General features: G+C 40.3%; 26 protein-coding genes. 9 read left to right on the plus strand and 17 right to left on the minus strand.

The genetic code is table 11. The annotated features are described in order from the left end of the window. Positions 1 to 75: 75 nt before the first annotated feature. The 5 genes from ftsY to AACZ87_RS21785 all read right to left on the minus strand — a co-directional run bounded on the left by ftsY (position 76) and on the right by AACZ87_RS21785 (position 2,034). Complete coding sequence (gene ftsY, locus AACZ87_RS21765) at positions 76 to 1,035, minus strand: signal recognition particle-docking protein FtsY (protein ID WP_283414782.1); 960 nt, start codon at positions 1,033 to 1,035, stop codon at positions 76 to 78. Positions 1,036 to 1,126: 91 nt separating this feature from the next. Continuing rightward, positions 1,127 to 1,279 (minus strand): DUF4295 domain-containing protein, encoded by a 153-nt coding sequence (locus AACZ87_RS21770; protein WP_310108035.1) that lies wholly within the window; start codon positions 1,277 to 1,279, stop codon positions 1,127 to 1,129. Positions 1,280 to 1,316: 37 nt separating this feature from the next. Beyond that, positions 1,317 to 1,499 carry a 50S ribosomal protein L33 gene (rpmG, locus tag AACZ87_RS21775; RefSeq protein ID WP_057939355.1) on the minus strand — a complete coding sequence of 61 codons (183 nt, stop codon included), beginning with the start codon at positions 1,497 to 1,499 and terminating at the stop codon, positions 1,317 to 1,319. A gap of 31 nt (positions 1,500 to 1,530) precedes the next feature. Beyond that, the gene (rpmB, locus tag AACZ87_RS21780; RefSeq protein ID WP_057939354.1) at positions 1,531 to 1,773 is read right to left on the minus strand and encodes a 50S ribosomal protein L28; all 243 of its coding nucleotides are present in this window, start codon (positions 1,771 to 1,773) and stop codon (positions 1,531 to 1,533) included. 102 nt (positions 1,774 to 1,875) lie between these two features. After that, positions 1,876 to 2,034: a DUF5522 domain-containing protein gene (locus tag AACZ87_RS21785; RefSeq protein ID WP_339870190.1), complete on the minus strand. Its 159-nt coding sequence runs from the start codon at positions 2,032 to 2,034 to the stop codon at positions 1,876 to 1,878. Positions 2,035 to 2,108: 74 nt separating this feature from the next. Here AACZ87_RS21785 and rocD point away from each other — a divergent pair, with 74 nt between their 5' ends. The 6 genes from rocD (at position 2,109) to AACZ87_RS21815 (ending at position 8,761) form a co-directional block, all read left to right on the plus strand. Further along, positions 2,109 to 3,344, plus strand: coding sequence for an ornithine--oxo-acid transaminase (gene rocD / locus AACZ87_RS21790; protein WP_339870191.1), 1,236 nt, complete (start codon positions 2,109 to 2,111; stop codon positions 3,342 to 3,344). Between the two features lie 111 nt (positions 3,345 to 3,455). After that, entirely contained in the window at positions 3,456 to 4,109 is a 654-nt protein-coding gene (locus tag AACZ87_RS21795; RefSeq protein WP_339870192.1) for an HAD family phosphatase, read from the plus strand. Between the two features lie 3 nt (positions 4,110 to 4,112). Continuing rightward, entirely contained in the window at positions 4,113 to 5,081 is a 969-nt protein-coding gene (gene hemB, locus AACZ87_RS21800) for a porphobilinogen synthase (RefSeq protein WP_339870193.1), read from the plus strand. 519 nt (positions 5,082 to 5,600) lie between these two features. Continuing rightward, positions 5,601 to 6,899, plus strand: coding sequence for an ammonium transporter (gene amt / locus AACZ87_RS21805; RefSeq protein WP_339870194.1), 1,299 nt, complete (start codon positions 5,601 to 5,603; stop codon positions 6,897 to 6,899). 98 nt (positions 6,900 to 6,997) lie between these two features. Next, positions 6,998 to 8,179 carry a porin gene (locus AACZ87_RS21810; RefSeq protein WP_339870195.1) on the plus strand — a complete coding sequence of 394 codons (1,182 nt, stop codon included), beginning with the start codon at positions 6,998 to 7,000 and terminating at the stop codon, positions 8,177 to 8,179. 297 nt (positions 8,180 to 8,476) lie between these two features. Continuing rightward, a complete protein-coding gene (locus AACZ87_RS21815; RefSeq protein ID WP_339870196.1) occupies positions 8,477 to 8,761 on the plus strand; it encodes a hypothetical protein in 285 nt (94 codons plus the stop codon). Positions 8,762 to 8,821: 60 nt separating this feature from the next. Here AACZ87_RS21815 and AACZ87_RS21820 read toward each other — a convergent pair whose 3' ends face one another. Further along, positions 8,822 to 9,196: a co-chaperone GroES family protein gene (locus AACZ87_RS21820; RefSeq protein ID WP_339870197.1), complete on the minus strand. Its 375-nt coding sequence runs from the start codon at positions 9,194 to 9,196 to the stop codon at positions 8,822 to 8,824. Between the two features lie 117 nt (positions 9,197 to 9,313). After that, positions 9,314 to 11,239 carry a molecular chaperone DnaK gene (gene dnaK / locus AACZ87_RS21825; RefSeq protein ID WP_339870198.1) on the minus strand — a complete coding sequence of 642 codons (1,926 nt, stop codon included), beginning with the start codon at positions 11,237 to 11,239 and terminating at the stop codon, positions 9,314 to 9,316. 589 nt (positions 11,240 to 11,828) lie between these two features. Here dnaK and AACZ87_RS21830 point away from each other — a divergent pair. Continuing rightward, the gene (locus tag AACZ87_RS21830; protein ID WP_339870199.1) at positions 11,829 to 12,635 is read left to right on the plus strand and encodes an MOSC N-terminal beta barrel domain-containing protein; all 807 of its coding nucleotides are present in this window, start codon (positions 11,829 to 11,831) and stop codon (positions 12,633 to 12,635) included. A gap of 130 nt (positions 12,636 to 12,765) precedes the next feature. Here the strand turns inward: AACZ87_RS21830 and hemE are convergent, their stop codons facing one another. From hemE to truA, 6 genes are all read right to left on the minus strand, one after another. Continuing rightward, on the minus strand, positions 12,766 to 13,788 hold the full coding sequence (hemE, locus tag AACZ87_RS21835) for a uroporphyrinogen decarboxylase (RefSeq protein ID WP_339870200.1): 1,023 nt from the start codon (positions 13,786 to 13,788) through the stop codon (positions 12,766 to 12,768). Positions 13,789 to 13,916: 128 nt separating this feature from the next. Beyond that, complete coding sequence (locus AACZ87_RS21840) at positions 13,917 to 14,444, minus strand: hypothetical protein (RefSeq protein WP_339870201.1); 528 nt, start codon at positions 14,442 to 14,444, stop codon at positions 13,917 to 13,919. Positions 14,445 to 14,524: 80 nt separating this feature from the next. Further along, the gene (locus AACZ87_RS21845; protein ID WP_339870202.1) at positions 14,525 to 15,040 is read right to left on the minus strand and encodes a hypothetical protein; all 516 of its coding nucleotides are present in this window, start codon (positions 15,038 to 15,040) and stop codon (positions 14,525 to 14,527) included. A gap of 2 nt (positions 15,041 to 15,042) precedes the next feature. Next, entirely contained in the window at positions 15,043 to 15,624 is a 582-nt protein-coding gene (locus AACZ87_RS21850; RefSeq protein WP_339870203.1) for a hypothetical protein, read from the minus strand. Positions 15,625 to 15,662: 38 nt separating this feature from the next. Beyond that, positions 15,663 to 17,435 carry an ABC transporter ATP-binding protein gene (locus AACZ87_RS21855; protein WP_339870204.1) on the minus strand — a complete coding sequence of 591 codons (1,773 nt, stop codon included), beginning with the start codon at positions 17,433 to 17,435 and terminating at the stop codon, positions 15,663 to 15,665. 6 nt (positions 17,436 to 17,441) lie between these two features. Beyond that, a complete protein-coding gene (gene truA, locus AACZ87_RS21860; protein WP_339870206.1) occupies positions 17,442 to 18,200 on the minus strand; it encodes a tRNA pseudouridine(38-40) synthase TruA in 759 nt (252 codons plus the stop codon). Positions 18,201 to 18,301: 101 nt separating this feature from the next. Here truA and AACZ87_RS21865 point away from each other — a divergent pair, with 101 nt between their 5' ends. Beyond that, positions 18,302 to 18,778, plus strand: a complete 477-nt coding sequence (locus tag AACZ87_RS21865; protein ID WP_339870207.1) for a DUF4293 domain-containing protein — start codon at positions 18,302 to 18,304, stop codon at positions 18,776 to 18,778. 141 nt (positions 18,779 to 18,919) lie between these two features. Here the strand turns inward: AACZ87_RS21865 and AACZ87_RS21870 are convergent, their stop codons facing one another. From AACZ87_RS21870 to AACZ87_RS21880, 3 genes are read right to left on the minus strand one after another with little or no spacing between them, the layout of a single operon-like run. Continuing rightward, entirely contained in the window at positions 18,920 to 19,678 is a 759-nt protein-coding gene (locus AACZ87_RS21870) for a hypothetical protein (protein ID WP_339870208.1), read from the minus strand. 23 nt (positions 19,679 to 19,701) lie between these two features. Continuing rightward, a complete protein-coding gene (locus AACZ87_RS21875; RefSeq protein WP_339870209.1) occupies positions 19,702 to 20,382 on the minus strand; it encodes a hypothetical protein in 681 nt (226 codons plus the stop codon). Continuing rightward, positions 20,379 to 20,909: an RNA polymerase sigma factor gene (locus AACZ87_RS21880; RefSeq protein WP_339870210.1), complete on the minus strand. Its 531-nt coding sequence runs from the start codon at positions 20,907 to 20,909 to the stop codon at positions 20,379 to 20,381. Before AACZ87_RS21880 ends, AACZ87_RS21875 begins: the two co-directional genes overlap by 4 nt. A gap of 160 nt (positions 20,910 to 21,069) precedes the next feature. On the opposite strand from AACZ87_RS21880, the gene AACZ87_RS21885 reads away from it, so the two are divergent. Further along, positions 21,070 to 22,170 (plus strand): aminotransferase class I/II-fold pyridoxal phosphate-dependent enzyme, encoded by a 1,101-nt coding sequence (locus tag AACZ87_RS21885; RefSeq protein ID WP_339870211.1) that lies wholly within the window; start codon positions 21,070 to 21,072, stop codon positions 22,168 to 22,170. A gap of 53 nt (positions 22,171 to 22,223) precedes the next feature. On the opposite strand, the gene AACZ87_RS21890 is transcribed toward AACZ87_RS21885, so the two are convergent. Then, positions 22,224 to 22,958: an MBL fold metallo-hydrolase gene (locus AACZ87_RS21890; protein ID WP_339870212.1), complete on the minus strand. Its 735-nt coding sequence runs from the start codon at positions 22,956 to 22,958 to the stop codon at positions 22,224 to 22,226. Between the last annotated feature and the right edge of the window lie 77 nt (positions 22,959 to 23,035).

Raw genomic sequence — 23,035 nt, forward strand, 5'->3', positions numbered from 1 at the left:
AGGCTAGCCGAGTAATCGACTAGCCTTTTAAACTATCTATTTTTGAGACAGCCTCATTAGATTAAGTTCAGTTCCTTATTTTTTCTTCGTAAAAAGTGAATCGACAAATTCCTTCCGATTAAAGATTTGTAAATCAGTCATTTTCTCGCCTACGCCAATGTATTTGACTGGGATTTTAAATTGATCTGAGATGCCAATCACCACACCGCCTTTGGCAGTTCCATCAAGTTTGGTGATGGCCAATGAGGTGATTTCTGTGACTTTTGTAAATTCTTTTGCCTGAATAAATGCATTTTGGCCAGTAGATCCATCTAAAACGAGGAGGATCTCATGCGGTGCATCAGGGATAAATTTTTGCATTACGCGCTTGATTTTGCCAAGTTCATTCATCAGATTCACTTTGGTGTGGAGTCGCCCGGCAGTATCAATGATGACGACATCAGCATTAGAATCCACTCCTTGCTTTACCGCATCGAATGCTACCGAGGCAGGATCTGTATTCATGCCGTGAGATACTACTGGTACACCGACTCTGTTTCCCCATAGAATTAATTGATCTACCGCCGCAGCTCTAAATGTATCTGCAGCACCTAGGATTACTGATTTTCCTGCGGATTGGAAAAGATTTGCCAGTTTCCCTATTGTAGTCGTTTTGCCAACACCGTTCACTCCCACGACCATGATTACATAAGGTTTCTTTCCCTCCGGTAAATCAAAATCCATTAAATCTTGAGAATTGTTTTCCTTCAGAAGGTTTTCAATTTCTTCTTTGAGAATCACGTCGAGCTCCGCAGTGTTTACATATTTGTCCCGCGCTACTCGTTCTTCAATTCGTTGAATTACTTTAATAGTAGTATCCACTCCGACATCGGAGGTGATTAGTATTTCTTCTAATTCATCCAAAATCTCATCGTCCACCTTGGACTTGCCAACTACGGCCTTACTGAGTTTTGAAAAAATGTTTTCGCTTGATTTCTGAAGGCCTTGATCGAGGCTTTCTTTCTTATCTTTTGAAAAGAAACCAAAGATTCCCATGGGTATGCGTATTAAAAGTGGAATATAACGAAAAAGTCCCTGCTGACCGATGGACAGAGGGACTAGAATGCCTTATGCTGCAATTTGCAACTTATTTTTTCAAGGTGTCCTGTACCAATGGGGAAGGAACCATTTCTTCTCTGAAGGTATAAGCGCCAGTCTTTTCAGATCTAACAGCCTTGATAACTTTGGCGTAAGATACGCCGCCTTCTTTCTTAAGGGTTGCTACTACTTTCTTAGCCATAATTTTATCGTTTTAACGGAATTGCTTCCGAGCTAAATTATTTAATTTCTTTATGAACAGTTACCTTCTTCATAATTGGATTGAATTTTTTCAATTCCAATCTTTCAGTAGTATTTTTTCTATTCTTGGTAGTGATGTATCTTGAAGTACCTGGCAATCCAGAAGCTTTGTGCTCCGTGCATTCCATAATCACTTGTACTCTATTGCCTTTCTTAGCCATCTTTGTATTGATTTTAAGGTAGTGACCTTGATTATCTGATTACAATCATCCCGTTATCCTGAGCTTCTTTCAAAACCGCAGTGATACCTTTCTTATTGATAGTCTTCAATGCCTTAGTACAAACTTTCAAAGTGATCCATGCATCTTCTTCTGGAACGTAGAACGTCTTCTTGTGAAGATTTGGGTAGAATCTACGCTTAGTCTTGTTGTTTGCATGGGAGACGTTGTTACCTACTCGAGGTCTTTTTCCGGTTATGTCACAAACTTTTGCCATGGTAATGTATAGTAAATTGTATCCGTTTCTGTAATGAGTCTGCAAATATCGGAACTTTTTGGGGATATGCAACAATGCATTTCAAAAATATTCCCTTTTATATCAGACTTTTGGGTAGGGGCAGTGTTTACAGCCGTTCCCGCAACAATAACCACGTTTTAAGTGATAATTTTTTGTGAAAACCATCAGGCCTTGGTCGTTAAAATAAAAGTCTTCCGAACTTATTGCGTTAGTAGGGACAGGCTTCTTGGGATCTTTCATGGTTCGGGTAAAGGCAATTACTATATTTGAACTTATCGAGTCCTTATTATATAGTACACAAAATTACGAAAAACATGCAGACTATCACTTCAAGTAAGCAGGCAATTGAGTTAGAAGATAAATACGGAGCACATAACTATCATCCATTACCAGTTGTACTGGCAAGGGGAGAGGGAGTTTTCCTTTGGGATGTAGAGGGTAAGCGTTATTATGATTTTCTGTCTGCTTATTCTGCCGTGAATCAAGGTCACTGTCATCCTCGAATTAAGGATGCGTTGATAGAGCAGGCAAGTACGTTGACGTTGACTTCTAGGGCTTTCCACAACGATGTGCTAGGTCCATTTGAAAAATATATCTCAGACTATTTTGGTTTTGACAAGGTGCTTCCAATGAATACAGGCGCAGAAGGAGTGGAGACTGCGATCAAAATCGCAAGAAAATGGGGATATGAGAAAAAAGGTGTAGATGAAAACCGTGCAAAGATCGTAGTAGCGGAGAATAACTTCCACGGCAGAACGACTACTATCATTTCTTTTTCTAATGATGAAAACGCTAGAAAGAACTTTGGTCCCTATACAGCTGGATTTGTGAAAATCCCTTACGATGATATATATGCATTAAATGCAGTCTTGGATGATCCGGATGTAGTTGCTTTTCTAGTGGAGCCTATACAAGGTGAGGCTGGAGTCTACGTTCCTGGGCCAGACTATCTAAAGGAAGCTAAAGCAGCATGCGAGGCGAAGAATGTTTTGTTTATAGCAGATGAAATTCAAACAGGGATTGCACGAACAGGAAAGTTGCTTGCTGTCGACCATGAGAATGTTCGTCCAGATATCCTTATTTTAGGAAAAGCAGTTTCAGGTGGATTCTATCCTGTTTCCCTTGTTTTGGCAGATGATGCGGTGATGAATGTCATCAAGCCAGGTCAGCACGGCTCTACTTTCGGAGGTAATCCTCTAGGAGCCCGTGTAGCCATGACCGCTTTGGAAGTGGTAAAGGATGAGAAGCTTGCTGAGAATGCTGAGAGGCTAGGTGAATTATTTAGGCTAAGGATGCAGAAGCTTGTGGAGAAATCAGATCTAGTGACGCTCGTTAGAGGAAAGGGTTTGCTCAATGCGGTAGTCATCAATGATACTGAAGAAAGCAGTACAGCTTGGGATATTTGTGTTGCTCTGAAAGACAACGGGCTTTTGGCGAAGCCTACACACGGTAATATTATCCGTTTTGCTCCTCCGTTAGTAATGACCGAAGAACAGATTCATGAGTGCTGTGACATAATAGAGAAAACTATAACTTCCTTTGAGAAATAAGGGAAAGCATTTTTTGAATCTTTAAGGAAGCCCTCCCTTGTATTTGGAACTTGGGAGGGTTTTTTAGTGTCTTATGCTTAATTTTGAACACTTAAAAAACTTGACCAACACATGTTAAAAGCTGTCATTTTTGATATGGATGGGGTGATTTGTCATACCAATCCATTTCATTCCATTGCCTTCCAGCAGTTTTTCGCGAAGCGTAACCTCAATCCTACTGAAGCAGAATATGTAGAACATATGTATGGGAAAAACAACGGATATATCCTGAGTCATTTCCTCGGTAGAAAAATAGAAGGTGAGGAACTAGCGTTACTTGAAGATGAGAAAGAAGGGCTATTTAGAGATATTTATAAATCAGAAGTAGATCCTATTGCAGGCTTTATGGAGTTTTTTGCGCAGCTAAAATCTGAGGGTATGCTCACCGCGGTAGCAACTTCAGCTCCTAAAGCAAATCTCGATTTGATAATTGGAACACTTGGGATTGGCGATCAGATGCAGTCGCAATTAGCCTCTGAAGATGTGTCTAGGCATAAACCTGATCCTGAAGTTTATCTCAAAAGTGCGGCAAAACTTGGAGTGTCGCCAGAAGAGTGTTTGGTATTTGAGGATTCTTTCTCTGGAGCTAGCGCAGGAATTAATGCGGGGATGAAAGTGGTGGGTGTGCTTTCCAGCCATACTAAGAATGAGTTGCCAACCTGTGACTTATATATAGAGGATTATAAAAACTTAGATCTTGTCCATATTCAACAACTTTTCAACTAAATCATGCTAAGAAGACCTAGAAGAAATCGAAAATCCGAAGCAGTAAGGAATCTCGCCGAAGAAACCAGTCTTTCTGTCAAAGATCTGATCTTCCCCATGTTTTTGGTGGATGGTGCCAGGAAGAAGGTGGCGATTGATTCTATGCCTAATATATATAGGTACTCTATAGATACGATGCTTGGTGAAATCGAAAGCTGTTTGAAATTGGGGATTCAGTCTTTCGATGTGTTTCCTGCTTATCCGGATAGTTTGAAAGATACAATTGCTTCAGAAAGTTATAATCCTGAGACTTTTTACCTGAAAGCACTTCGTGAAATCAAGAAGGAATTCCCGGAAATATGCTTGATGTCTGATGTGGCAATGGATCCATATAGTAGTGACGGACATGATGGGCTGGTGAAAGACGGTAAAATCTTAAATGATGAGACGCTTGAAATTCTTGCAAGGATGTCTCTGGCTCAGGCTGATGCTGGAGTGGACATCATAGGTCCTTCGGATATGATGGATGGCCGAGTTGGTTATATCCGTGAGCTTTTGGATGAAAGTGGCTTTACTGACACTTCGATTATGTCTTACACTGCTAAATATGCCAGTGCATTTTATGGACCTTTCAGAGATGCGTTGGATTCAGCTCCAAAGTTCGGTGATAAAAAGACTTATCAGATGAATCCAGCAAATTCCCAGGAAGCATTGATAGAAGGAGATTTAGATACCGAAGAAGGTGCGGATTTTTTGATGGTTAAGCCCGCGCTTTCCTATTTGGACATTATTAAACTGCTAAACGATAATTTCCCGTTGCCTATAGCAGCATATAATGTGTCCGGTGAGTATAGTATGATCAAAGCTTCTGCAGAAAAGGGCTGGATCGATAATGATCGGGCTATGCTCGAAGTATTGTTGAGTATCAAGCGTGCTGGAGCGAAGGTTATTCTTACGTATTTTGCCAAAGAATATGCAAGTTTGGTGAAATAGATATCTATTGTTTTAAAAATACTTAAGAAACCGACGAAAGTCGGTTTTTTTATGTCCATTGGGTACTTATTTAGTGTAATTTCCTGTAATTATTGCTTTTTTTTTAAAGTGGGGTAGAAAAAATATCGATTTTATAAAAATTTATATTTTTCGTAAAACCAAACGGTTTACATAAATATCTGTTTTTTTTATTTTTATGAAATAAAATTCCAAATACGTAGTATTTTTTTTATCAATATTTGGAATTCACTGTATGGTGATTGGTTTCGTAAAATTTTATACATCTAAACCAAATATTATTTCATTTCTAATTTGGTTTGCAAAACAGCTGTAAATCTTCATTTTTTTGCGGAAAATGTAAAAATCGGATAAAAAATGACATTAAAAATCAGTTTTTAATGTATTAAATGTAAAAATGGATTTGTTTTTTTATCAATAATATAATTACATTCGATTCAAGTTTAATACATGAAACCTATCGTAAATTCTGAAAATCGTTCTAATAACTATATCTAACCTATGAAGTATTTCGCAACACTGTTGGCCCAAGACGCGGCCGCAACAATGGACTTGTCAGCCGAGATTTCTCAGAATCTCCTCACGACAAACAACGTTTGGATGATGCTATCCACAGCCTTGGTGTTTATTATGCACCTAGGATTTGCTGGAGTAGAAGCTGGATTTGGTCAGGCCAAAAACACAGTGAACATCTTGTTCAAAAACACGATTACCCCAATCATCGGTATTCTATCTTATGCCTTTGTTGGATTTTACCTAATGTATCCGGGGTTTGAAACTCCAGGTTGGTTTGCATTTGATGCTGCTGGTTGGAGCATGTTCTGGTTTTCCCCAGCAGATGCCGATGTAACAGTTGGTTATGCTGATGGTGGTTATACTTACTGGACAGACTTCTTGTTTCAGGCCATGTTTGCTGCCACAGCTGCTACAATTGTATCAGGGGCTATTGCTGAACGTGTAAAGTTGTGGGCTTACTTAGTATTTACTTTGCTGTATGTCGGGATAGTTTATCCTCTAATCGGAAGCTGGAAATGGGGTGGTGGAGCATTGGATGCCATGGGCTTCTATGATTTCGCTGGTAGTACTTTGGTTCACTCTGTAGGTGGCTGGGGAGCTTTGGCCGGTGTAATACTAGTTGGGCCTAGAATTGGAAAATATGTAAACGGAAAGACAGTGGATAAGCCAGGGTCTAGTGTTCCTTTGGCAGTAATCGGAGTGTTCTTGCTCTGGTTAGGCTGGTTTGGATTTAATGGAGGTTCAGTGTTATCTGCAGATCCTGCTTTAGTTTCATTCGTATTGGTTACTACTTGCCTTGCTGCCTGTGCCGGTGGTATAGGAGGGTTCCTTGCCGGGAATTTAGTTTTTAAGCGTCTGGATTTAGGCATGGTGCTCAACGGAGTATTGGCTGGCTTGGTAGGTATTACCGCAGGTGCTGATGTGATCAACCCATTGGCTGCAGTCTTTGTAGGCTTTGTGGCTGGAATATTAGTTGTTTATTCAGCTGTGTTGTTGGATAAGCTAAAGCTTGATGATGTGGTTGGAGCTGTCTCTGTCCATCTAACGTGCGGTATTTGGGGTACGCTAGCTGTTGGTATTTTTTCTACGAACCCTGATCATACCTTCTTCACTCAGTTAACTGGCGTGGCAATCTGTGGTGTTGCAGCCTTCTCTGCTGCTTTCATCATCTTCTTTGTACTTAAAAAGACTATTGGAATTCGAGTGTCTGAGGAGCATGAGCGTGGAGGATTGGATTCACATGAGCACGGGATCCGTGGTTACACTATTGTTTACGACGAATAGTCAACAGATAGCATTACCCTGCTGAGGCATGGCATCAGTGCTCACCTCAGCAGGTATTTTACGATCAATCCTATTATAAACCATTATCTATTTCTAACATGAAAAAAATTCAACTACTACTCGTAGCCTTATTTCTTATCGGTGCTACCAACTCATTTGCTCAAGAAGTAATCATTATTGAAGAAGAAGAACCTTCTAAGTTAACCTTCTCAGGATCGGTAGATGCGTATTTCCGTACCAACTTTAACGGACCAAATAAGGGAGATAATTTCCAAGCCCCTGCCACGTCGTTTGGCAATTTACCTGGTTTTTCACTAGGTATGGCAAACATCATCGCTACCTACCAAGGTGAGAAGGTAGGTGCAGTGGCAGATTTAGTTTTCGGCCCACGAGGGGAGGATGCAGTTTTTGGCTCTCCTATGTATGGCGGAGGAATGGCAGGTAGCTCTCAAATTGTAAATCAGTTGTATGTCTATTGGAATGTAAGCGACGCGGTGACCTTGACTATGGGTAATTTCAATACCTTTTTAGGTTATGAAGTGATCTCTCCAACAGCAAACTTCAACTATTCTACTTCTTATATGTTCTCTTATGGTCCTTTCTCCCATACAGGTTTGAAGGCAGATTTCGCTTTATCTGATAACTGGTCTTTGATGGCAGCAGTGATGAACCCTACAGATATGACTGAGTTTAATATTGCAGGGACCTATACTTTAGGTGCACAGCTGGGATATTCTACTGATGCTGGAGGAGCGTATTTGAACTTTGTCTATGGTGATCAGGATGGTAAACTTGAAGATGATGGTTCGCTTGTTACGAATCAGTACTCTAATGGACAGACGTTCCAAGTGGATTTAACAGCTGGCTTTGACGTGTCTGAGTCTATCTATGTAGGCTTGAATACTACCTACAATACAACTTCTGCTGGTGAAACCTTTACGGGTTCATCAATTAGTGATGCGAGTGGTGATGGCGCCGGTTTTCTAGGATTTGCTGGATACCTTCAGGCTACTACTTCTGAAATGTTTTCTATCGGTCTTCGGGGAGAATATTTTAGTGTGTTTAATGGAGGTTTGGAAGATGTAGTAGGAGTGAATGCAGACGGCGATGGTAGTGTCTTTGCGGCTACACTTTCAGGAAACATAAGAGTTCATAAAAACCTTACACTTATTCCTGAACTGAGAATGGATGCGATGAGTGACGATTTCTTTACAGACAATGATATGAATCCTAGCAAGAACCTTTCATCATTTATGCTTGCTGCAGTATTTGCATTCTAAAAATATAAACAGGGTCTATTGTTAATCATAAAGCCGGGATGAATTTCATCTCGGTTTTTTTATTTATTAGGCTCTTTGGTCTAAAAGCAGTGTGTTTTGAAATCATTTTCCATAAAAATTGCTGTGTTTCATTTGATTTTAGGTTTAATTTTAAACCATAAAAAATAAGTTTATTTAAAATTTGTAAAATATAATTTTATCATTTGTCAATAAATAAGAATAATGTCCTGAATTTACGTAACCTTTTGGTCTCTTAGAAAGTATAGTAAGGCAATAGCAACTTAAACTATACATGTTATGAAGAGATCGATATTATTACTCGCGACTATGGTGGTATCGGCAGAGGGATTCACACAATCCAAATTAAAAGGGCCAAGAGCTAAAAATGCAACAGCAGTTGAATTAGCCGCAAATTCTTTACCGATTAGATTCTATGAAGCGCCATCTGACCTAAAAGGCCCAGACGCTAAAAATCTAAAGATTTGGGAGAAGTCTTCAGCAAATACTAAGATTGTTTATGTGAGGAAAGAGAAAGCTCTAAAAGGGCCAAAAGCTAAAAACAGAAAAGTATGGGAGGATTAAAAGCCTCTTTATTATTCAATATTTATACAAAAAGCTCGGTTCGTTCCGAGCTTTTTTCATTTATAAGTCTTGTTCTCTTTCGAGCATTAATATAGCCGCTTGAGATACTATAAAGTACTTTTCTCCTTCATAGATAACCTCATGAGCTCCCGAAAGCAGGAAGATTGCCAAGTCACCTTCTTTGGCTTGAAGGGGAACGTATTTTACTTTTTCTTCACTGTCCATCCAGGGTTCGTGGTCATCGGTAGCGACAGGAATTGGATATCCTGGTCCAGCCTTAATGATGTAACCTTGCTGCACTTTTTCTTTTTCCTGCACCCCAGGAGGTAAGTAGAGGCCTGAGCCAGTTTTTGCGTTTGGCTTTTTCAAACGAATCAAAACTCTGTCTCCAACTACAATCAGTTTCTTCAATTTATTGTCAGATGTCAATTGCATGATTGATCTATTCTAGAATTAGGTAGTGAATACCAAAACGAAAATTTTGGCTTGTAACTAAAAAGGCACCTGCTTTTACACAGATGCCATTTTAAGTTGGTTTAGCTTTTGAAGCTATTATTTTTTCTCTTCTTCGCTTACTTCTTCGTAATCGACGTCAGATACTCCGTCACCAGCCTCGGCAGAACCTGCTCCAGCATTTGGGTCAGCTCCAGCTGCACCAGCGCCTTCAGCTCCGGCAGCATTGTACATTTCTGTAGAAGCCGCTTCCCATGCCTTATTCAATCCTTCCATTGCAGAATCAATTCCTTCAAGGTTTTGAGATTGATGTGCAGTTTTAAGGGTTTCAAGAGCTTGAGTGATCGCAGTTTTGTTTCCTTCGGATAGTTTATCTCCGTATTCTTTCAACTGCTTTTCAGTTTGGAACACCAAGCTATCCGCCTGATTCAACTTGTCGATTTTCTCTTTTTCAGCTTTATCTGTGGCTGCATTAGCTTCAGCTTCAGACTTCATTCTGTCGATTTCTTCCTGAGAAAGTCCTGAAGAAGCTTCGATTTTGATCTTCTGCTCTTTGCCAGTTCCTTTATCTTTTGCAGATACATTCAGGATACCATTAGCATCGATATCGAAAGTCACCTCGATTTGAGGTACACCTCTCTGTGCTGGTGGAATGTCAGAAAGCTGGAATCTACCGATACTTCTGTTATCCTTAGCCATTGGTCTTTCGCCCTGAAGTACGTGGATGTCAACAGCTGGCTGGTTATCAGCAGCAGTAGAGAATGTCTCGGACTTCTTAGTAGGAATAGTAGTATTAGCTTCTATCAATTTGGTCAATACTCCACCCATTGTTTCGATACCTAGGGAAAGAGGAGTTACATCCAAAAGAAGAACGTCTTTCACTTCACCAGTCAATACTCCACCTTGGATTGCAGCGCCGATTGCTACTACCTCATCAGGGTTTACGCCTTTTGAAGGCTTCTTGCCGAAGAATTTCTCAACTTCTTCCTGGATTTTAGGGATTCTAGTAGAACCACCTACCAAGATTACTTCGTCAATATCTGATGGACTCATGCCAGCATCAGCCAAAGCCTTCTTACATGGTTCCATTGATCTTTTTACAAGGTCTTCAGAAAGTTGCTCAAACTTAGATCTGCTCAAAGTTCTCACCAAGTGCTTAGGACCTGTCTGAGTTGCAGTGATATATGGTAAGTTGATTTCTGTAGAAGCAGAGCTTGAAAGCTCAATCTTAGCTTTCTCAGCAGCTTCTTTCAAACGCTGTAGCGCCATTGGATCTTGTCTAAGATCGATTTGCTCTTCAGATTTGAATTCTTCAGCTAGCCAATTCATGATCACCTGGTCAAAGTCATCACCACCCAAGTGAACATCACCGTTGGTAGATTTCACTTCGAATACACCGTCACCAAGTTCCAATACAGAGATATCAAATGTACCACCACCAAGGTCATACACAGCGATCTTCATGTCTTGGTGCTTCTTGTCCATCCCGTATGCCAATGCCGCAGCAGTAGGCTCGTTGATGATACGCTTCACTTCTAGGCCTGCGATCTGTCCAGCTTCTTTAGTAGCCTGACGCTCGGAATCATTGAAGTAAGCAGGTACGGTAATAACTGCTTCTGTTACTGATTGTCCCAAGAAATCTTCAGCTGTAGTCTTCATTTTCTGAAGGATCATTGCAGAAAGCTCCTGAGGAGTATATGATCTGTCACCAATTTTCACTGCAATTGTGTCATTGGTTCCTTTTTCTACTTTATATGAAGCGTGCTTCTTCTCTTCAGAAACTTCAGAGAATTTCTTGCCCATAAATCTTTTGACAGAAGAAATTGTGTTGGCAGGGTTAGTGATTGCCTGACGCTTTGCCGGATCACCTACTTTACGCTCACCATTTCCGTTGTCAAGAAAAGCCACAATAGAAGGTGTGGTTCTTCTTCCCTCACTGTTTTGAATGACTACAGGTTCGTTACCTTCCATCACTGCTACGCAGGAGTTGGTTGTTCCTAAGTCAATGCCTATGATTTTTCCCATGATTATATGTTTTTAAGTTATTTTCGAATTGAATACTTCTCCCTTTCTTCAATGGATGTGCCATCTGAGTTTTCATTACATTTTGTGTCACATTGGCAGAAAAGTTGACACCGACTTTTTGAAATGCACACAGAATTGTCATTTTCCCGCCTAAATGGAAACTCCATTCTGACAGTTTTTTAAACACAGAGTCCGTGGATGTTTTGCGGAGATCCACAGAGATTGAAGGTTATTAGAGTAGATTTTGATGTTAACATATTTCTCCAGAAGCTGGATGTGGGTTATACTTCCCCAATTCACTTGTGAGGTCTTACGAATATGTTTTTTTGTGAAAATTAGCGTAGCCTTTGCAACCATTCGACTGGCTCTTGCATCTATTAAGTATTATGAAACCATTTTTTAGAGGTAACATGAACGAACGATGTCGATGGTGTCTAGTGATTTTGCTAGGGGTAGTGGTGCTTACGGCAAATAGAGAGCTGGAAATAGTACCAACTATATGGGATAATATGAAGGGTTTTATTCCTGTTGTCAGAAATTTTTTTGGTTGACCTGGTCATTTTCAGGTTCATAGACCTATTTTTAGGTCATGTCAGATTCTCTCATAATTCAAGACTTGTATGTGTATCCAATCAAATCCCTTGCTGGAATTCGTCTTAAAGAAGCTACAGTTGAAGAAAGGGGATTTGAATTAGACCGTCGCTGGATGTTAATCAATGAAAATGGTCAGTTTTTATCACAGCGCACTTTTCCTCAAATGGCTTTAGTCAAAGTTGAAATTGAAGCCGAATCACTTAAGGTGTTTCACATTGCAAGCCCCACAGACTTTGTTCGAATTCCTATTTATGAAGAAGGGGCGAAGATTTCTTCTGTGACAGTTTGGGATGATGAGATGCCTGCCCGAATGGTAAGTTCAAACGCTGATGAGTGGTTTAGTAAAATACTTGGCACACATGTGCGTTTAGTGAAAATGCCGATCTCAACAGAGCGGAAAGTTGATCCCCGATATGCAGTAAATAAGGAGTCAGTCAGTTTCGCAGATGGAATGCCGTACCTGTTAATCGGGCAGAAATCACTTGATGATCTCAATTCAAAATTAGATGACGCAGTTCCTATGGATCGTTTTCGCCCTAACATTGTCTTTTCTGGTGGAGATGCTTTTTCGGAAGATTCTTGGGGGAAAATACAAATTGGTGAAGTGGATTTTCAGGTGGTAAAGCCTTGTGCCCGATGTGTGATGGTTACTGTGGATCAAACTACTGGCGATAAAGCTGCGGAACCACTGAAGACTTTGGCTGAATTTAGAAAGGAAGGCAACAAAATTCTTTTTGGTCAAAATATGGTTGCTCTATCCAATGGGATTATCAAAGTCGGGGACAAACTTAAGTTGAAGTAAGTCCTAGAACCCCATCCCTGATGCAGTTGGAATAGATAGGGTAAGAAAAGAAAATCCTGCTTCTGAAGAAAGCAGGGTTTTCTGTGGTCTCCGCGTAAAACTCTGTGATTTCTCTGCGGTAAAAAATCAGTTACTTGAAGTCTTTAACAGTCTGAATAAATACTTTCACCATTTCTGGATTGATATCTGGATAGACTCCATGTCCTAGATTAGCAACATGTCTAGTCCCACGGAATTGCTCCATCATTTCAATTGTGGCTTCACGAACTTGTTCTTCAGTGCCATAAAGTGCAGCAGGGTCTAAATTTCCTTGCAAAGTCTTCTCAGAACCGATCAACTTTCTTGATTCAGATATCCCCATATTCCAGTCCAAACCAATTGTTTCGCAGTTCAACCTGCCCATTTCTTCTCTGGCAAAGAAAGCGCCTTTTGCAAAAACTGTCTTGGGTACAGAAGTGATCGCGTCACAGATCTGAGCGATATAGGGCAACGAAAATTCTGCGTATTGCTTTGGCCCCAAAATCCCTGCCCAGCTATCAAAAATCTGAACTAATTGAGCTCCAGCTTCGATCTGAGCTTTTAGGTAATTGATCGTGCTGTCAGTGATCATCTGAAGCAATTGATGAGAAAAAGCCGGTTGGGTATAAAGCATTTCCCGAGCAGCAGAGAATGTTTTGCTTCCATGACCTTCTACCATATAGGAGAAAATAGTCCAGGGTGCTCCTGCAAAACCGATCAAAGGAACTCGTCCGTTCAATTCATTTTTAGTGATTCGAATAGCGTCTGTCACATATTGAAGTTCTGAGCCATCTGATACGTGCAATTTTTTCAAATCAGCTTCTGAACGAACTGTGTTAGGAAACAAGGGGCCTCTTTTCTCTACCATTTCATAAGGCAAACCCATTGCTTCGGGAATCACCAAGATATCTGAAAAAATAATCGCTGCATCTACGCCAAGTAGGTCTACCGGCTGAATAGTCACTTCTGCAGCTAATTCAGGAGTCTGGGCCAGTTCTATGAATCCACTGACACTTTCCCTTACTTTTCGATATTCTGGCAAAATTCTGCCTGCCTGACGCATCAGCCAAACTGGAGTTCTTTCAATAGATTCGCCTTTAGCGGCACGAAGTAGGAGGTCATTCTGTAAATGCATGGGGCAAAGATAAGCGCCAAATTATATATGGCTTGGAAAATTGACACATAAAAAAACTGGAACAATAAAAAATCATTGTTCCAGTTCGTGGTAATCCAGTTGGTTTAGGTGATGTGTTTAGTGGAATATTACTCGATGCGTTTGAAGTCTGAGTCACTTAAGCCCATTAGTTTTGTGACAGCGTTATAATCAGTTAGATCAATTCTAGCATTGGCAGAGAGAAGTTCTCCAGGCACTATTACCATTCTGAACAATTGATTGTCTGTCCACTCTGGTCCCAATAAACTGTAATCAAGTGGGCCATCTAGGAATAAACTGAAGTCATTATTTGAAAAGTCATAGTTGTACATCAGTACACCTTCTTCAAAGAATACGGTTTGTGGAAGCGCTCTCCAAATCGGATTAGAACCATCAGCATCCCATTGGATAAATGCCAAAACCATATCCCCATCAAAAATTGGCGGATCAAAACCTCTGATCACTTGGAAATTGTTTGCTTGGTTGAAATCAATTTCTAGCTCAAATACCTCTGATAATATATTAATCCCAGGCTCTCCCTCAGGTCCTGGAATTCCCTGAGGCCCCTCTGGTCCTTCACATGATTGGAATACGAACATTCCAAAAAGTGCCAAAATTAGTAAGTTGATATTTTTCATAGTCGTAGTTTGTTAAGGTTAGTAAACTGTTTTCACGAATTGTGCCATGAATTGGTTGGCTAAAATTCCTTAACAACTTTTTACTTAATAGGAGCGATGACTTGAATCTCTTCTTGCGAGATGATTTTATCTATGTAAGTGCCGCTCAGTTCTACCTGATTATCTTTTGCAAAAGCTTCCAGTTTTTCTTTGACAGTTTCTGGACTTGGCATAACCCATTTGTTACTTTTTATTTTGGCCAGCAAATAGCTTTCATTTTCAAAAGTGCGAAACTCTAAATCTGCTAAGGGAAGATTTTTATTGATTCCAACAAAGACAACCATGGTGTCGAGTTTTCCAGCAGGCTCAACTTCATAAATCGTGTGCAGAAAGCTTCCGGGATGCAATCCTTTTTGAGTTTCTATCTTTTCAAAAATCTCTCCCAAATCTTCGTTTCCTGGAGTCCCTCGATACGTAGCCCCAGCTAGATTGTCAGGTTTTTCTTCTATCAGCTGGATATTGATTGGTGCATTTCCGCCTAATTTCACAAAGCCCCAATATCCTCCAATCGCCAGAATGGCCAGAAAGATGGTGGTAGCTAGAATTTTCTTTTTCATTCTTAGAAAAGGTAACGAACACCAATTCCACCTTGGCCTTTGATATGGCCAATGCGGTCAATTAACTCTAGGAAAAATCCGGCTTCGCCAAAAACTGAGATGGGCACATCATCAAAGTAGTATTCTGCCCCAAGAAATGCTTCTGGGCCAAAATCGACATTGGTTCTGTTGTCATTTTTTACCACAGAAGAGGTGAGTCCATCTGCATAAGAATAGGTAACCTTGGTAGTTCTAAGCTGGATACCGGCGCCTCCATAAGCAAGAAGATATCCCTCGGTGATTCCAAAAACATCGGTAATGTCCTCATGATAGGCTGAGCGAACATTGAAAGAAACCCCTTTTTTTGCTCCATGCGAGATATAAAACGCGTTGGATTCAGGAGGATTGCTTTCAAAATCTTTTTGATAATAGCTAGCGCCATTGATGCCAGCACTACCGATCATTCCTTCGATGGAAATGTATTCAGTGAGGAAGTCTTTGTATGTAATAGAAAGTGGCTCTCCAAGACGAATGCCCACTCCTCTCTCTTGTGCAAAACTGATAAATGGTAATAATACCAAAAGGGTAATTAATTTGAATTTCACTTGATATGTTGGTTTAGGATTAGAGTTCAAAAATCAGGCTAGATCGCCATTGTTTTGAGTTGCATCTGATGCAGTTGGGTGTAATAGCCATCCAATTCCAATAAAGAATCATGAGTGCCTGTCTCTACTATTTCACCCTTGTTTAGGACAATGATTTTATCAGCTTTCTGGATTGTAGAAAGTCTATGTGCAATGACGATGGAGGTTCTTCCAGTCATCATTGTTTCTATAGATTGCTGGATCAATTCTTCAGTCTCTGTATCCACGGATGAAGTAGCTTCGTCCAAAATGATGATTTCAGGATTGTAGACCATCGCTCTTACAAAGGATATCAATTGGCGTTGCCCTACAGAAAGCGTAGCTCCTCGCTCCATTACATTGTAATCCAAGCCTCCCGGAAGCCGCTCTATAAACGTTTTTGCACCAGCTAAATCAGCTGCATACATCACTTGTTCACGGCTGATGCTTGGATTACCTAACGTGATATTGTAGAAAATTGTATTGGAAAAAAGAAAAACATCCTGAAGTACAACGCCGATATGCTTACGCAAAGTATCCAGTTCAAATTCACGAATATCGTGTCCATCGATGCTGATTGAGCCCTCATTGATCTCATAAAATCTAGAAATCAAATTAATGATGGAAGATTTTCCAGCTCCGGTGGCACCTACCAAAGCCACTGTTTTTCCTGACTCTACTTCGAAATTGATGTTTTTAAGCACATACTCATTTTCCACATAGGCAAACCAAACATTTTCTACTTTAATATTTCCTTTGACTTTCGCAGGGCTATAATCCCCTTCGTTTGCAATATGCTCATTACTTTCTAGCAATTTGAAAATACGGGAAGAGCTCACCACGCCCATCTGGAGCGTATTGAATCGATCTGCAATCATCCGAATAGGTCTGAAGAAAAGCTGCAAATACATAATGAAAGAAATCAGCACTCCGATCTCAATCTCCATTCCTAACACGCCTACGGCACCGTACCAGACGACCAAACCGATTCCGATTGCCTGGATAATCTCCGCAACTGGAAAATATATAGAATAATAGAGCACTGAGCGAATGTGTGCTCTTCGGTGCTCTTTATTTATTTCTTTGAATTTTTCGAATTCCCGCTCCTCCCGATTGAAGATTTGTACGATGTTCATTCCGGTGATGTGTTCCTGCAGAAATGAATTCAGATTGGAAACAGCGTTTCTGACGTCATTGAAAGTCACTTTGATTTTTTCCTTGAACACATAGGTAGAAATAATCATGAGTGGGAGTGTGGACAAACTAACAAGAGTGAGCTTCCAGTCAATGTAAAACATCACACCAAGAATGGTGACTAATTGTAGCAAGTCGCCGATTATCGCCGCCAGTCCCTCAGAAAATACATCTGCCAGGGTCTCGATATCAGAAATATTACGGGTGACCAATCTACCGATTGGCGTATTGTCAAAGAATTTTAAACGGAGCTTGAGCAGGTGCTTGTATAGTTTTACCCTAATGTCCCGAATAATCACTTGCCCTATCCAGCCTGAATAATAGGTGTGCGCCCATTGGACAAAGGCTTGCAAAATCATCAGCCCAACTAGAAGGTAAATGATTTTCAACAGACCAGCGCTATCACCCACTGCGATGTAATCGTCTATAGCGACTTGTATAAAATATGGTCGCGTAGGTGCCAAAATTGCCAGTGCGATCGTAAGAAAGACTAGAAAATAGAACTGTGCCTTGTAAGGTTTTACAAAGCCATATAGCTGCTTGAGTACTTTCGAATCGACGATTTCGCCGGAGGATGATTTTTCTTGTTCTAGGCTCAAGGTAAACTAGTCTAAATAAATGTCTTCTGAATATTCAATTTTGCTGAAAAACAAACCGTTAGCGGGGGCCGACTTTCCTGCTTTTTTCCGATTGCGAGATTCTATGATCTGATGCATTTCCTCAGGTTCCATTTTCCCAAGTCCAATTGCTACAAGTGTCCCCACGATAGCCCTTACCATTCCACGCAAAAATCGGTTTGCAGTTATATGAAATTGCAATTCACCGTCTTTTTGTTCCCAATGAGCTGATTTTATTTTACAGCGAAAATGTTTTACAGCCGTATTCACTTTGCTGAAGCATTCAAAATCTTCGTATTCCAAAAGAATTTTAGCAGCTTCGTTCATTCTGGTAATATCTGGATTGAAATAATGTCTCCAAGCGTAGTCTTCGATGAACGGACTTTTTTGCAAAATCATTCGATAAACATAAGCTCGGCTTATGGCACTGAAGCGCGCATGTGCATCAGCTTTGACTGCTCGGATCGAATTGACTGAAATGTCTTTCGGCAAAATACCATTAATCGCTCGAATGAATTTTTCCCTATTAATTTCCTGATCTGTGTCAAAGTGGCAAACCTGCATGCTAGCATGAACACCTGTATCTGTGCGACCTGAACCCATTACAGAAACTGCTTCTCTGAAATAAGTAGAAAGCCCAGCCTCCAATGCTTCTTGAACTGTAAATGCATTTTCTTGGATTTGCCAGCCATGATAGCGGGTGCCTTTGTAGCTAATGTCCAGGAAATATCTTTTGCTCTCACTCATACGGCTGCAAAGATACTATTCCCAATCAAATCAGCGCGAGAAACCTGCTTTCCTTGGTAATGAAGTGATAAGGCCTTTTCTTTGCCAAAAAATCAGAAAAAATGATACAGCGCGTACAATCAATATTCCTTTTCCTAGTGGCTGTGGCCATGGGTTTGACTTTGGGTTTAGACCTTTGGGTACAGCAAGTAGTAGATTCAGGTGAAACTTGGGAACTCAATGCTTTGTTTTTGCAGCAAATTAGCTCAACAGGGGAAGTTATCCAGTCCTCCTCCAATTGGTATATCGCAGCATTGGCTTCATTTGTTGGTCTTTTGGCTATTATATCAATTTTTCAATATAGAAATCATGGCAGACAGATGATGATCAATATGGTTAATTCCCTGTTTATGGTTGGTTTGGTTGCGATTGTTTTCTTGACTACCAATGGTATAAATAAGGAAATCGGAGCAGCGGACAATGGTGCCTATCAAATTGGTTTTTGGGCAATTCTAGCAGCGATGGTATGTAATATGCTTGCCAATCGCTTTATTCGAAAAGACGTTGCTTTGCTAAAATCTGTGGATAGAATCAGATAAAAGAGACGTTAGACTCAAGAATTATGACATAAGATTTTTGCAAGCGAAACAATCTTATAACTATTTTAACCAAAAGAGCCGGCAAATCGCTGGCTCTTTTGGTTTGTTGACCTGCTTCTCCAGAAGCAGGTTTTAAGTTTTTTACCAGAATCTGATTCCCACAGTAGGATAGAAGGTTTTGAAATTCTCTGTGGCAATGACTCCGGCTTGGATGGAGATATGCTGATTTAATTTGCGCTTGTAAAAAGCTTGCATAGTCGTTCCGTTGAAAAGTTGGCTTTTGTTTTCATTGACTAGAAATCCCACGCCAAACATATTGCCTTTGTTGGATTTTGGATTACTGCGATCCCAACTGTATTCAAGGTTTGCAAACCAATTGCTGTTGACTTTTATATTGCCCTCTATTCTTTCCGGGAAGAAAATCTTATTGGTGATGGATCCGCCAATACCAAACTTGCGAAAACTGAACATCATCCTTGCACCTACTATAGGTGTGAAATCTCCGCCAGTAAAGTCCATTCCTATTACAGCGTCCAATTCCAGCTGATCGACATAGGGTAGATATTCTCTTTCCAGATCCAGAATTACTGCATCTATTTTGGTTTGAGGATATTCCTCACTAAGTCGATATACTAAGGTTTTGAATTCAGGAAATTTGGTTGTCTTCTTCAGGACCGGGCTGAATTTTTCTTCCAGATCGCTGAGTTCGTATTCGGAATTGTTAAAAAGCAAGAGAAGCTTGCCGTCATTCGGGAAATCAAAAACCAAGGTGTCTGTAACAGGGGAATCCTCATTCAATTTTTCCAAATAGCTGCCAAAGGGCTTGTTTTCTATTTCCTGTGCCATTGCCATCTGGCAAAAGAGCATAGCAATTCCCGTAAGAAGTGTGATTCTTTTCATTTTAGTGTTTTTTTTAAGTAGGGTTAGTTATTTATGTCTATGGTGACCTGAGTTTTTTGGTCGGCTGAAGCTTGTTGCTTTTGATTTAATTCTGATTCCTGGCGTCCAAATCCAGTCGTTATCTGCATCTTAGGTTTGATTTTACTCCAAGAAATAGTGACTTGATGCAACGTTTTAGGAGCTTCAAATTCAGCCGCTGGAGGAATAATTAGCTCCGATACAAATGTGTTTTCTATACTCAAATCTGCTAGGTTTAGCTCTGGAGTCTCAATTGGAGTAATTGTTTCTCTTTGAGTTGAACTCTGTCTAGGTTTTGATAGTATTAGTGTTTCTGGTTTGCTCACCTCTGGTTTCAAGTCTTCGGATTTTGTTTCGGCTTCCTGGTTTGTATCAGTAGTTTCGATTTCAGTTGGAGGCAAACTGACTTCAGTGATCAATGGAGTTTCCTCTTCTTTTTCTCCCAATTCAAAATAGGCTATTCCAGAAAGAGCAAAAATTAATGCAATTGCCGCAGCTGCCATTCCATATTTCCAAAGTGGAATTATTGGAGTCTTTTGATCAAGCTCTTTTTCAATTGCCTCCCAAAGATCCGCTTTAGGCATTTTCACAGGAAGGTTTGGAATGTGCTCCTTCACTTGCGAATCAAAGTCTTTCCGCTGTTGAATTTTACTCCACAAGTCAGGTTTTGGACTATATTCTTTCATGCCTGTAGTAGTTTAGTGATGCGCCTTTTCAGAAGCGTTTTCGCGTAGTTCAACTGAGATTTTGAAGTGTTTTCTGATATTCCCAGCATTGAAGATGCTTCTCTATGTGAATACCCCTCTACTGATAAAAGAAGAAATACTGCTTTCGCACCAGTTGGTAAACTTTCTATAGCTTGGTCGAGCATCTCAGCATCAAACCATGAATCGAAATCATCACTTGAATCCATCTCTAAATTTTCAATTGGTTCAAAATGAATTTTCTTTCTGCTCTGCAAAATCGCTTTGCGAATCGTGATCGTTTTCATCCAGGAAAGCAAAGCCTCTGGATGTTTCAAGGAGTGGATTTTCTGGAAAATCTCTACATAGGAATCTTGTAAGACATCATTAGCTTCATCTTCATCATTCACTATTCTATAGCAAGCTGAGTAAAGCATCCCTTTGGTCAATTCAAAGAGCTGAAACTGCGCAGACCTTTCGCCTTTGAGGACGTTTTTGATCAGGTTTGTGTCTAGCTTTTGAATATTCATAGATTTGGCTTATACTTCAAAGAGTTACCTTAAAGGCAAAAGGTTGGAATGGAACTCAAAGTTTTTTTTCTGACTTATGGCATTTTACAAATTCTTTTCTCACTCAAGGAAATTATGGTAATTTCAAACTCTGCCTTTTGCAAGTATTAACAATCATTCTATGAAACTCGAAACACTCGCTATACACGGAGGAAATATTGTCACAGATTCTGAAAAACCGGTTATACAGCCTATTACGCTGAGCACCACATTTGTGCACCAACCTGAATCTATGATCTATGCAAGGGCAAATAATCCAAATCGTCATGCTTTAGAAAAGCTCTTGGCAGGTCTGGAAAAAGGTGCAGATGCTGCAGCTTTCTCTTCAGGCAATGCGGCGGGAGTTGCGGTGTTCCAAGCCTTAGAGCCAGGTTCGCATATTATTGCCCCTGATGATATGTATCATGGGTTGAAAAATGCATTGCTCTCTATTTTCAAGGGAGTTTTAGAGGCCACTTTTGTGGATATGGCGGATTTGGTGAAAGTCGAGCAAGCTTTCAAGGAAAACACAAAGTTGGTTTGGTTAGAAACACCTTCCAATCCCTTGTTGAAGATTACAGATATAGCTGCGGTTGCAATTTTGGCTAAGGAAAAAGGAGCGATTTTGGCTTGCGATAACACTTTTGCTACCCCTGTTTTTCAAAACCCAATTGATTTTGGAGCTGATATCGTGATGCATTCCAGTACCAAATATTTTGGAGGGCATTCAGATATTCTAGGGGGTGCTTTGATCACTAAAGAAATGGATGAGTTTTGGGCGAAAGTAAAAAATGTGCAGATCGGAGGAGGAGCAGTGCCTTCACCCATGGATTGCTATTACTTATGCAGAAGTATTAAGACCTTGCCTTATCGGATGAAAGGACATGCTGAACACGCTATCGTGTTGGCGAATTTCCTATCCACACACGAGAAAGTTGAAAAGGTTTATTACCCAGGATTGAAAACGCACCCAGGTCATTTAATAGCAGCCAACCAGATGACAGGTTTTGGTGGAGTTCTGTCTTTTCAGGTAAAAGGCAGTGCTGAAGATGCAGATCAGGTGATTTCCAAACTTAAGTATTTTACAAACGCTACCAGTCTTGGAGGGGTTGAAAGTTTGATTGAGCGAAGAGCTGCTTCCGAAGGACCCGATACATTGACTCCTCAGAATTTAATCCGAGTGTCAGTAGGGTTAGAGCATTTATATGACTTGCTGGAAGATCTGGAAGAAGCATTACACTAAAAAAAGGTCACTTCAAATAAGGAAGTGACCTTTTTTTGTGCTGTGCTATTATCTTAATTGTACCAATTCCTCAATCGGACCTCTACATCTGGAGCGGCATCGTTAACCATGGTTTTGAATTTTTCCACGTCGCTTAAACCGTTTGTTCCTCTATAATGATAAGGGTATACAATTGCTGGTTTGAATTCAGAAACTGCACTTGCAGCCTGATCAACATCCATAGTGTAAGGCAAATTCATGCACACAAAGGCTACGTCAATATTTTTAAGCACTCTCATTTCCGGAATGTCTTCTGTGTCTCCGGAAATGTAAAATTGTTTTCCCCCAAGATGAACAATGTATCCATTTCCACGACCTTTCGTATGTGGAGCCTCAGTACTTTCGGGTAAATTATACATTGGTAATGCCTCGACCTTAATTCCATTGACAGCTTTGGATTGATTGTTCCCCAAAACAATCAGTTCTTTTCCTGTGCCTGCAGTAAGCTTGTCTGCTACAGCTTGTGGTGCAATGATGGTCGCACCAGAAAGGTCTAGTCCATCAAGCGTTTCCTGATTGAGATGATCCCCATGAATGTCCGTGATCAGCACCAATGTTGGTTTCTTCTGCCCTTCAAAAGCAGCCGCACCACCATAAGGGTCCACATAAATTACTTGGTTATCATGCTCTAATACTAATGTGCCGTGCGTGATAGGATTGATCGTAACATCTCCTTTTTTGGCAGAAATCATGTCTTGCGAAAAAGCACCAAAGGAGATGAATAGAAGTATTAAGGTTAGATATTTCATAGTAGAATAAATATTCAGGTGGGATTGATTCTCTTTTTCTGAGAATAGATGACTTTATTATTGGGAGGTGTTCATTA

It is taken from the genome of uncultured Algoriphagus sp., assembly GCF_963974365.1.
GTDB lineage: Bacteria > Bacteroidota > Bacteroidia > Cytophagales > Cyclobacteriaceae > Algoriphagus.

What these genes read in the sequence shown, in the direction of transcription:
- AACZ87_RS21870 (WP_339870208.1), bottom strand. Translation starts at nt 19,678, where the DNA reads ATGAAAAGAATCACACTTCTTACGGGAATTGCTATGCTCTTTTGCCAG.
- truA (WP_339870206.1), bottom strand. Translation starts at nt 18,200, where the DNA reads ATGAGTGAGAGCAAAAGATATTTCCTGGACATTAGCTACAAAGGCACC.
- AACZ87_RS21815 (WP_339870196.1), top strand. Translation starts at nt 8,477, where the DNA reads ATGAAGAGATCGATATTATTACTCGCGACTATGGTGGTATCGGCAGAG.
- AACZ87_RS21865 (WP_339870207.1), top strand. Translation starts at nt 18,302, where the DNA reads ATGATACAGCGCGTACAATCAATATTCCTTTTCCTAGTGGCTGTGGCC.
- AACZ87_RS21885 (WP_339870211.1), top strand. Translation starts at nt 21,070, where the DNA reads ATGAAACTCGAAACACTCGCTATACACGGAGGAAATATTGTCACAGAT.
- AACZ87_RS21830 (WP_339870199.1), top strand. Translation starts at nt 11,829, where the DNA reads ATGTCAGATTCTCTCATAATTCAAGACTTGTATGTGTATCCAATCAAA.
- hemE (WP_339870200.1), bottom strand. Translation starts at nt 13,788, where the DNA reads ATGCATTTACAGAATGACCTCCTACTTCGTGCCGCTAAAGGCGAATCT.
- amt (WP_339870194.1), top strand. Translation starts at nt 5,601, where the DNA reads ATGAAGTATTTCGCAACACTGTTGGCCCAAGACGCGGCCGCAACAATG.
- rocD (WP_339870191.1), top strand. Translation starts at nt 2,109, where the DNA reads ATGCAGACTATCACTTCAAGTAAGCAGGCAATTGAGTTAGAAGATAAA.
- AACZ87_RS21785 (WP_339870190.1), bottom strand. Translation starts at nt 2,034, where the DNA reads ATGAAAGATCCCAAGAAGCCTGTCCCTACTAACGCAATAAGTTCGGAA.
- AACZ87_RS21795 (WP_339870192.1), top strand. Translation starts at nt 3,456, where the DNA reads ATGTTAAAAGCTGTCATTTTTGATATGGATGGGGTGATTTGTCATACC.
- AACZ87_RS21810 (WP_339870195.1), top strand. Translation starts at nt 6,998, where the DNA reads ATGAAAAAAATTCAACTACTACTCGTAGCCTTATTTCTTATCGGTGCT.
- rpmB (WP_057939354.1), bottom strand. Translation starts at nt 1,773, where the DNA reads ATGGCAAAAGTTTGTGACATAACCGGAAAAAGACCTCGAGTAGGTAAC.
- hemB (WP_339870193.1), top strand. Translation starts at nt 4,113, where the DNA reads ATGCTAAGAAGACCTAGAAGAAATCGAAAATCCGAAGCAGTAAGGAAT.
- AACZ87_RS21820 (WP_339870197.1), bottom strand. Translation starts at nt 9,196, where the DNA reads ATGCAATTGACATCTGACAATAAATTGAAGAAACTGATTGTAGTTGGA.
- rpmG (WP_057939355.1), bottom strand. Translation starts at nt 1,499, where the DNA reads ATGGCTAAGAAAGGCAATAGAGTACAAGTGATTATGGAATGCACGGAG.
- AACZ87_RS21770 (WP_310108035.1), bottom strand. Translation starts at nt 1,279, where the DNA reads ATGGCTAAGAAAGTAGTAGCAACCCTTAAGAAAGAAGGCGGCGTATCT.
- AACZ87_RS21880 (WP_339870210.1), bottom strand. Translation starts at nt 20,909, where the DNA reads ATGAATATTCAAAAGCTAGACACAAACCTGATCAAAAACGTCCTCAAA.
- AACZ87_RS21875 (WP_339870209.1), bottom strand. Translation starts at nt 20,382, where the DNA reads ATGAAAGAATATAGTCCAAAACCTGACTTGTGGAGTAAAATTCAACAG.
- AACZ87_RS21890 (WP_339870212.1), bottom strand. Translation starts at nt 22,958, where the DNA reads ATGAAATATCTAACCTTAATACTTCTATTCATCTCCTTTGGTGCTTTT.
- ftsY (WP_283414782.1), bottom strand. Translation starts at nt 1,035, where the DNA reads ATGGGAATCTTTGGTTTCTTTTCAAAAGATAAGAAAGAAAGCCTCGAT.
- AACZ87_RS21845 (WP_339870202.1), bottom strand. Translation starts at nt 15,040, where the DNA reads ATGAAAAAGAAAATTCTAGCTACCACCATCTTTCTGGCCATTCTGGCG.
- dnaK (WP_339870198.1), bottom strand. Translation starts at nt 11,239, where the DNA reads ATGGGAAAAATCATAGGCATTGACTTAGGAACAACCAACTCCTGCGTA.
- AACZ87_RS21840 (WP_339870201.1), bottom strand. Translation starts at nt 14,444, where the DNA reads ATGAAAAATATCAACTTACTAATTTTGGCACTTTTTGGAATGTTCGTA.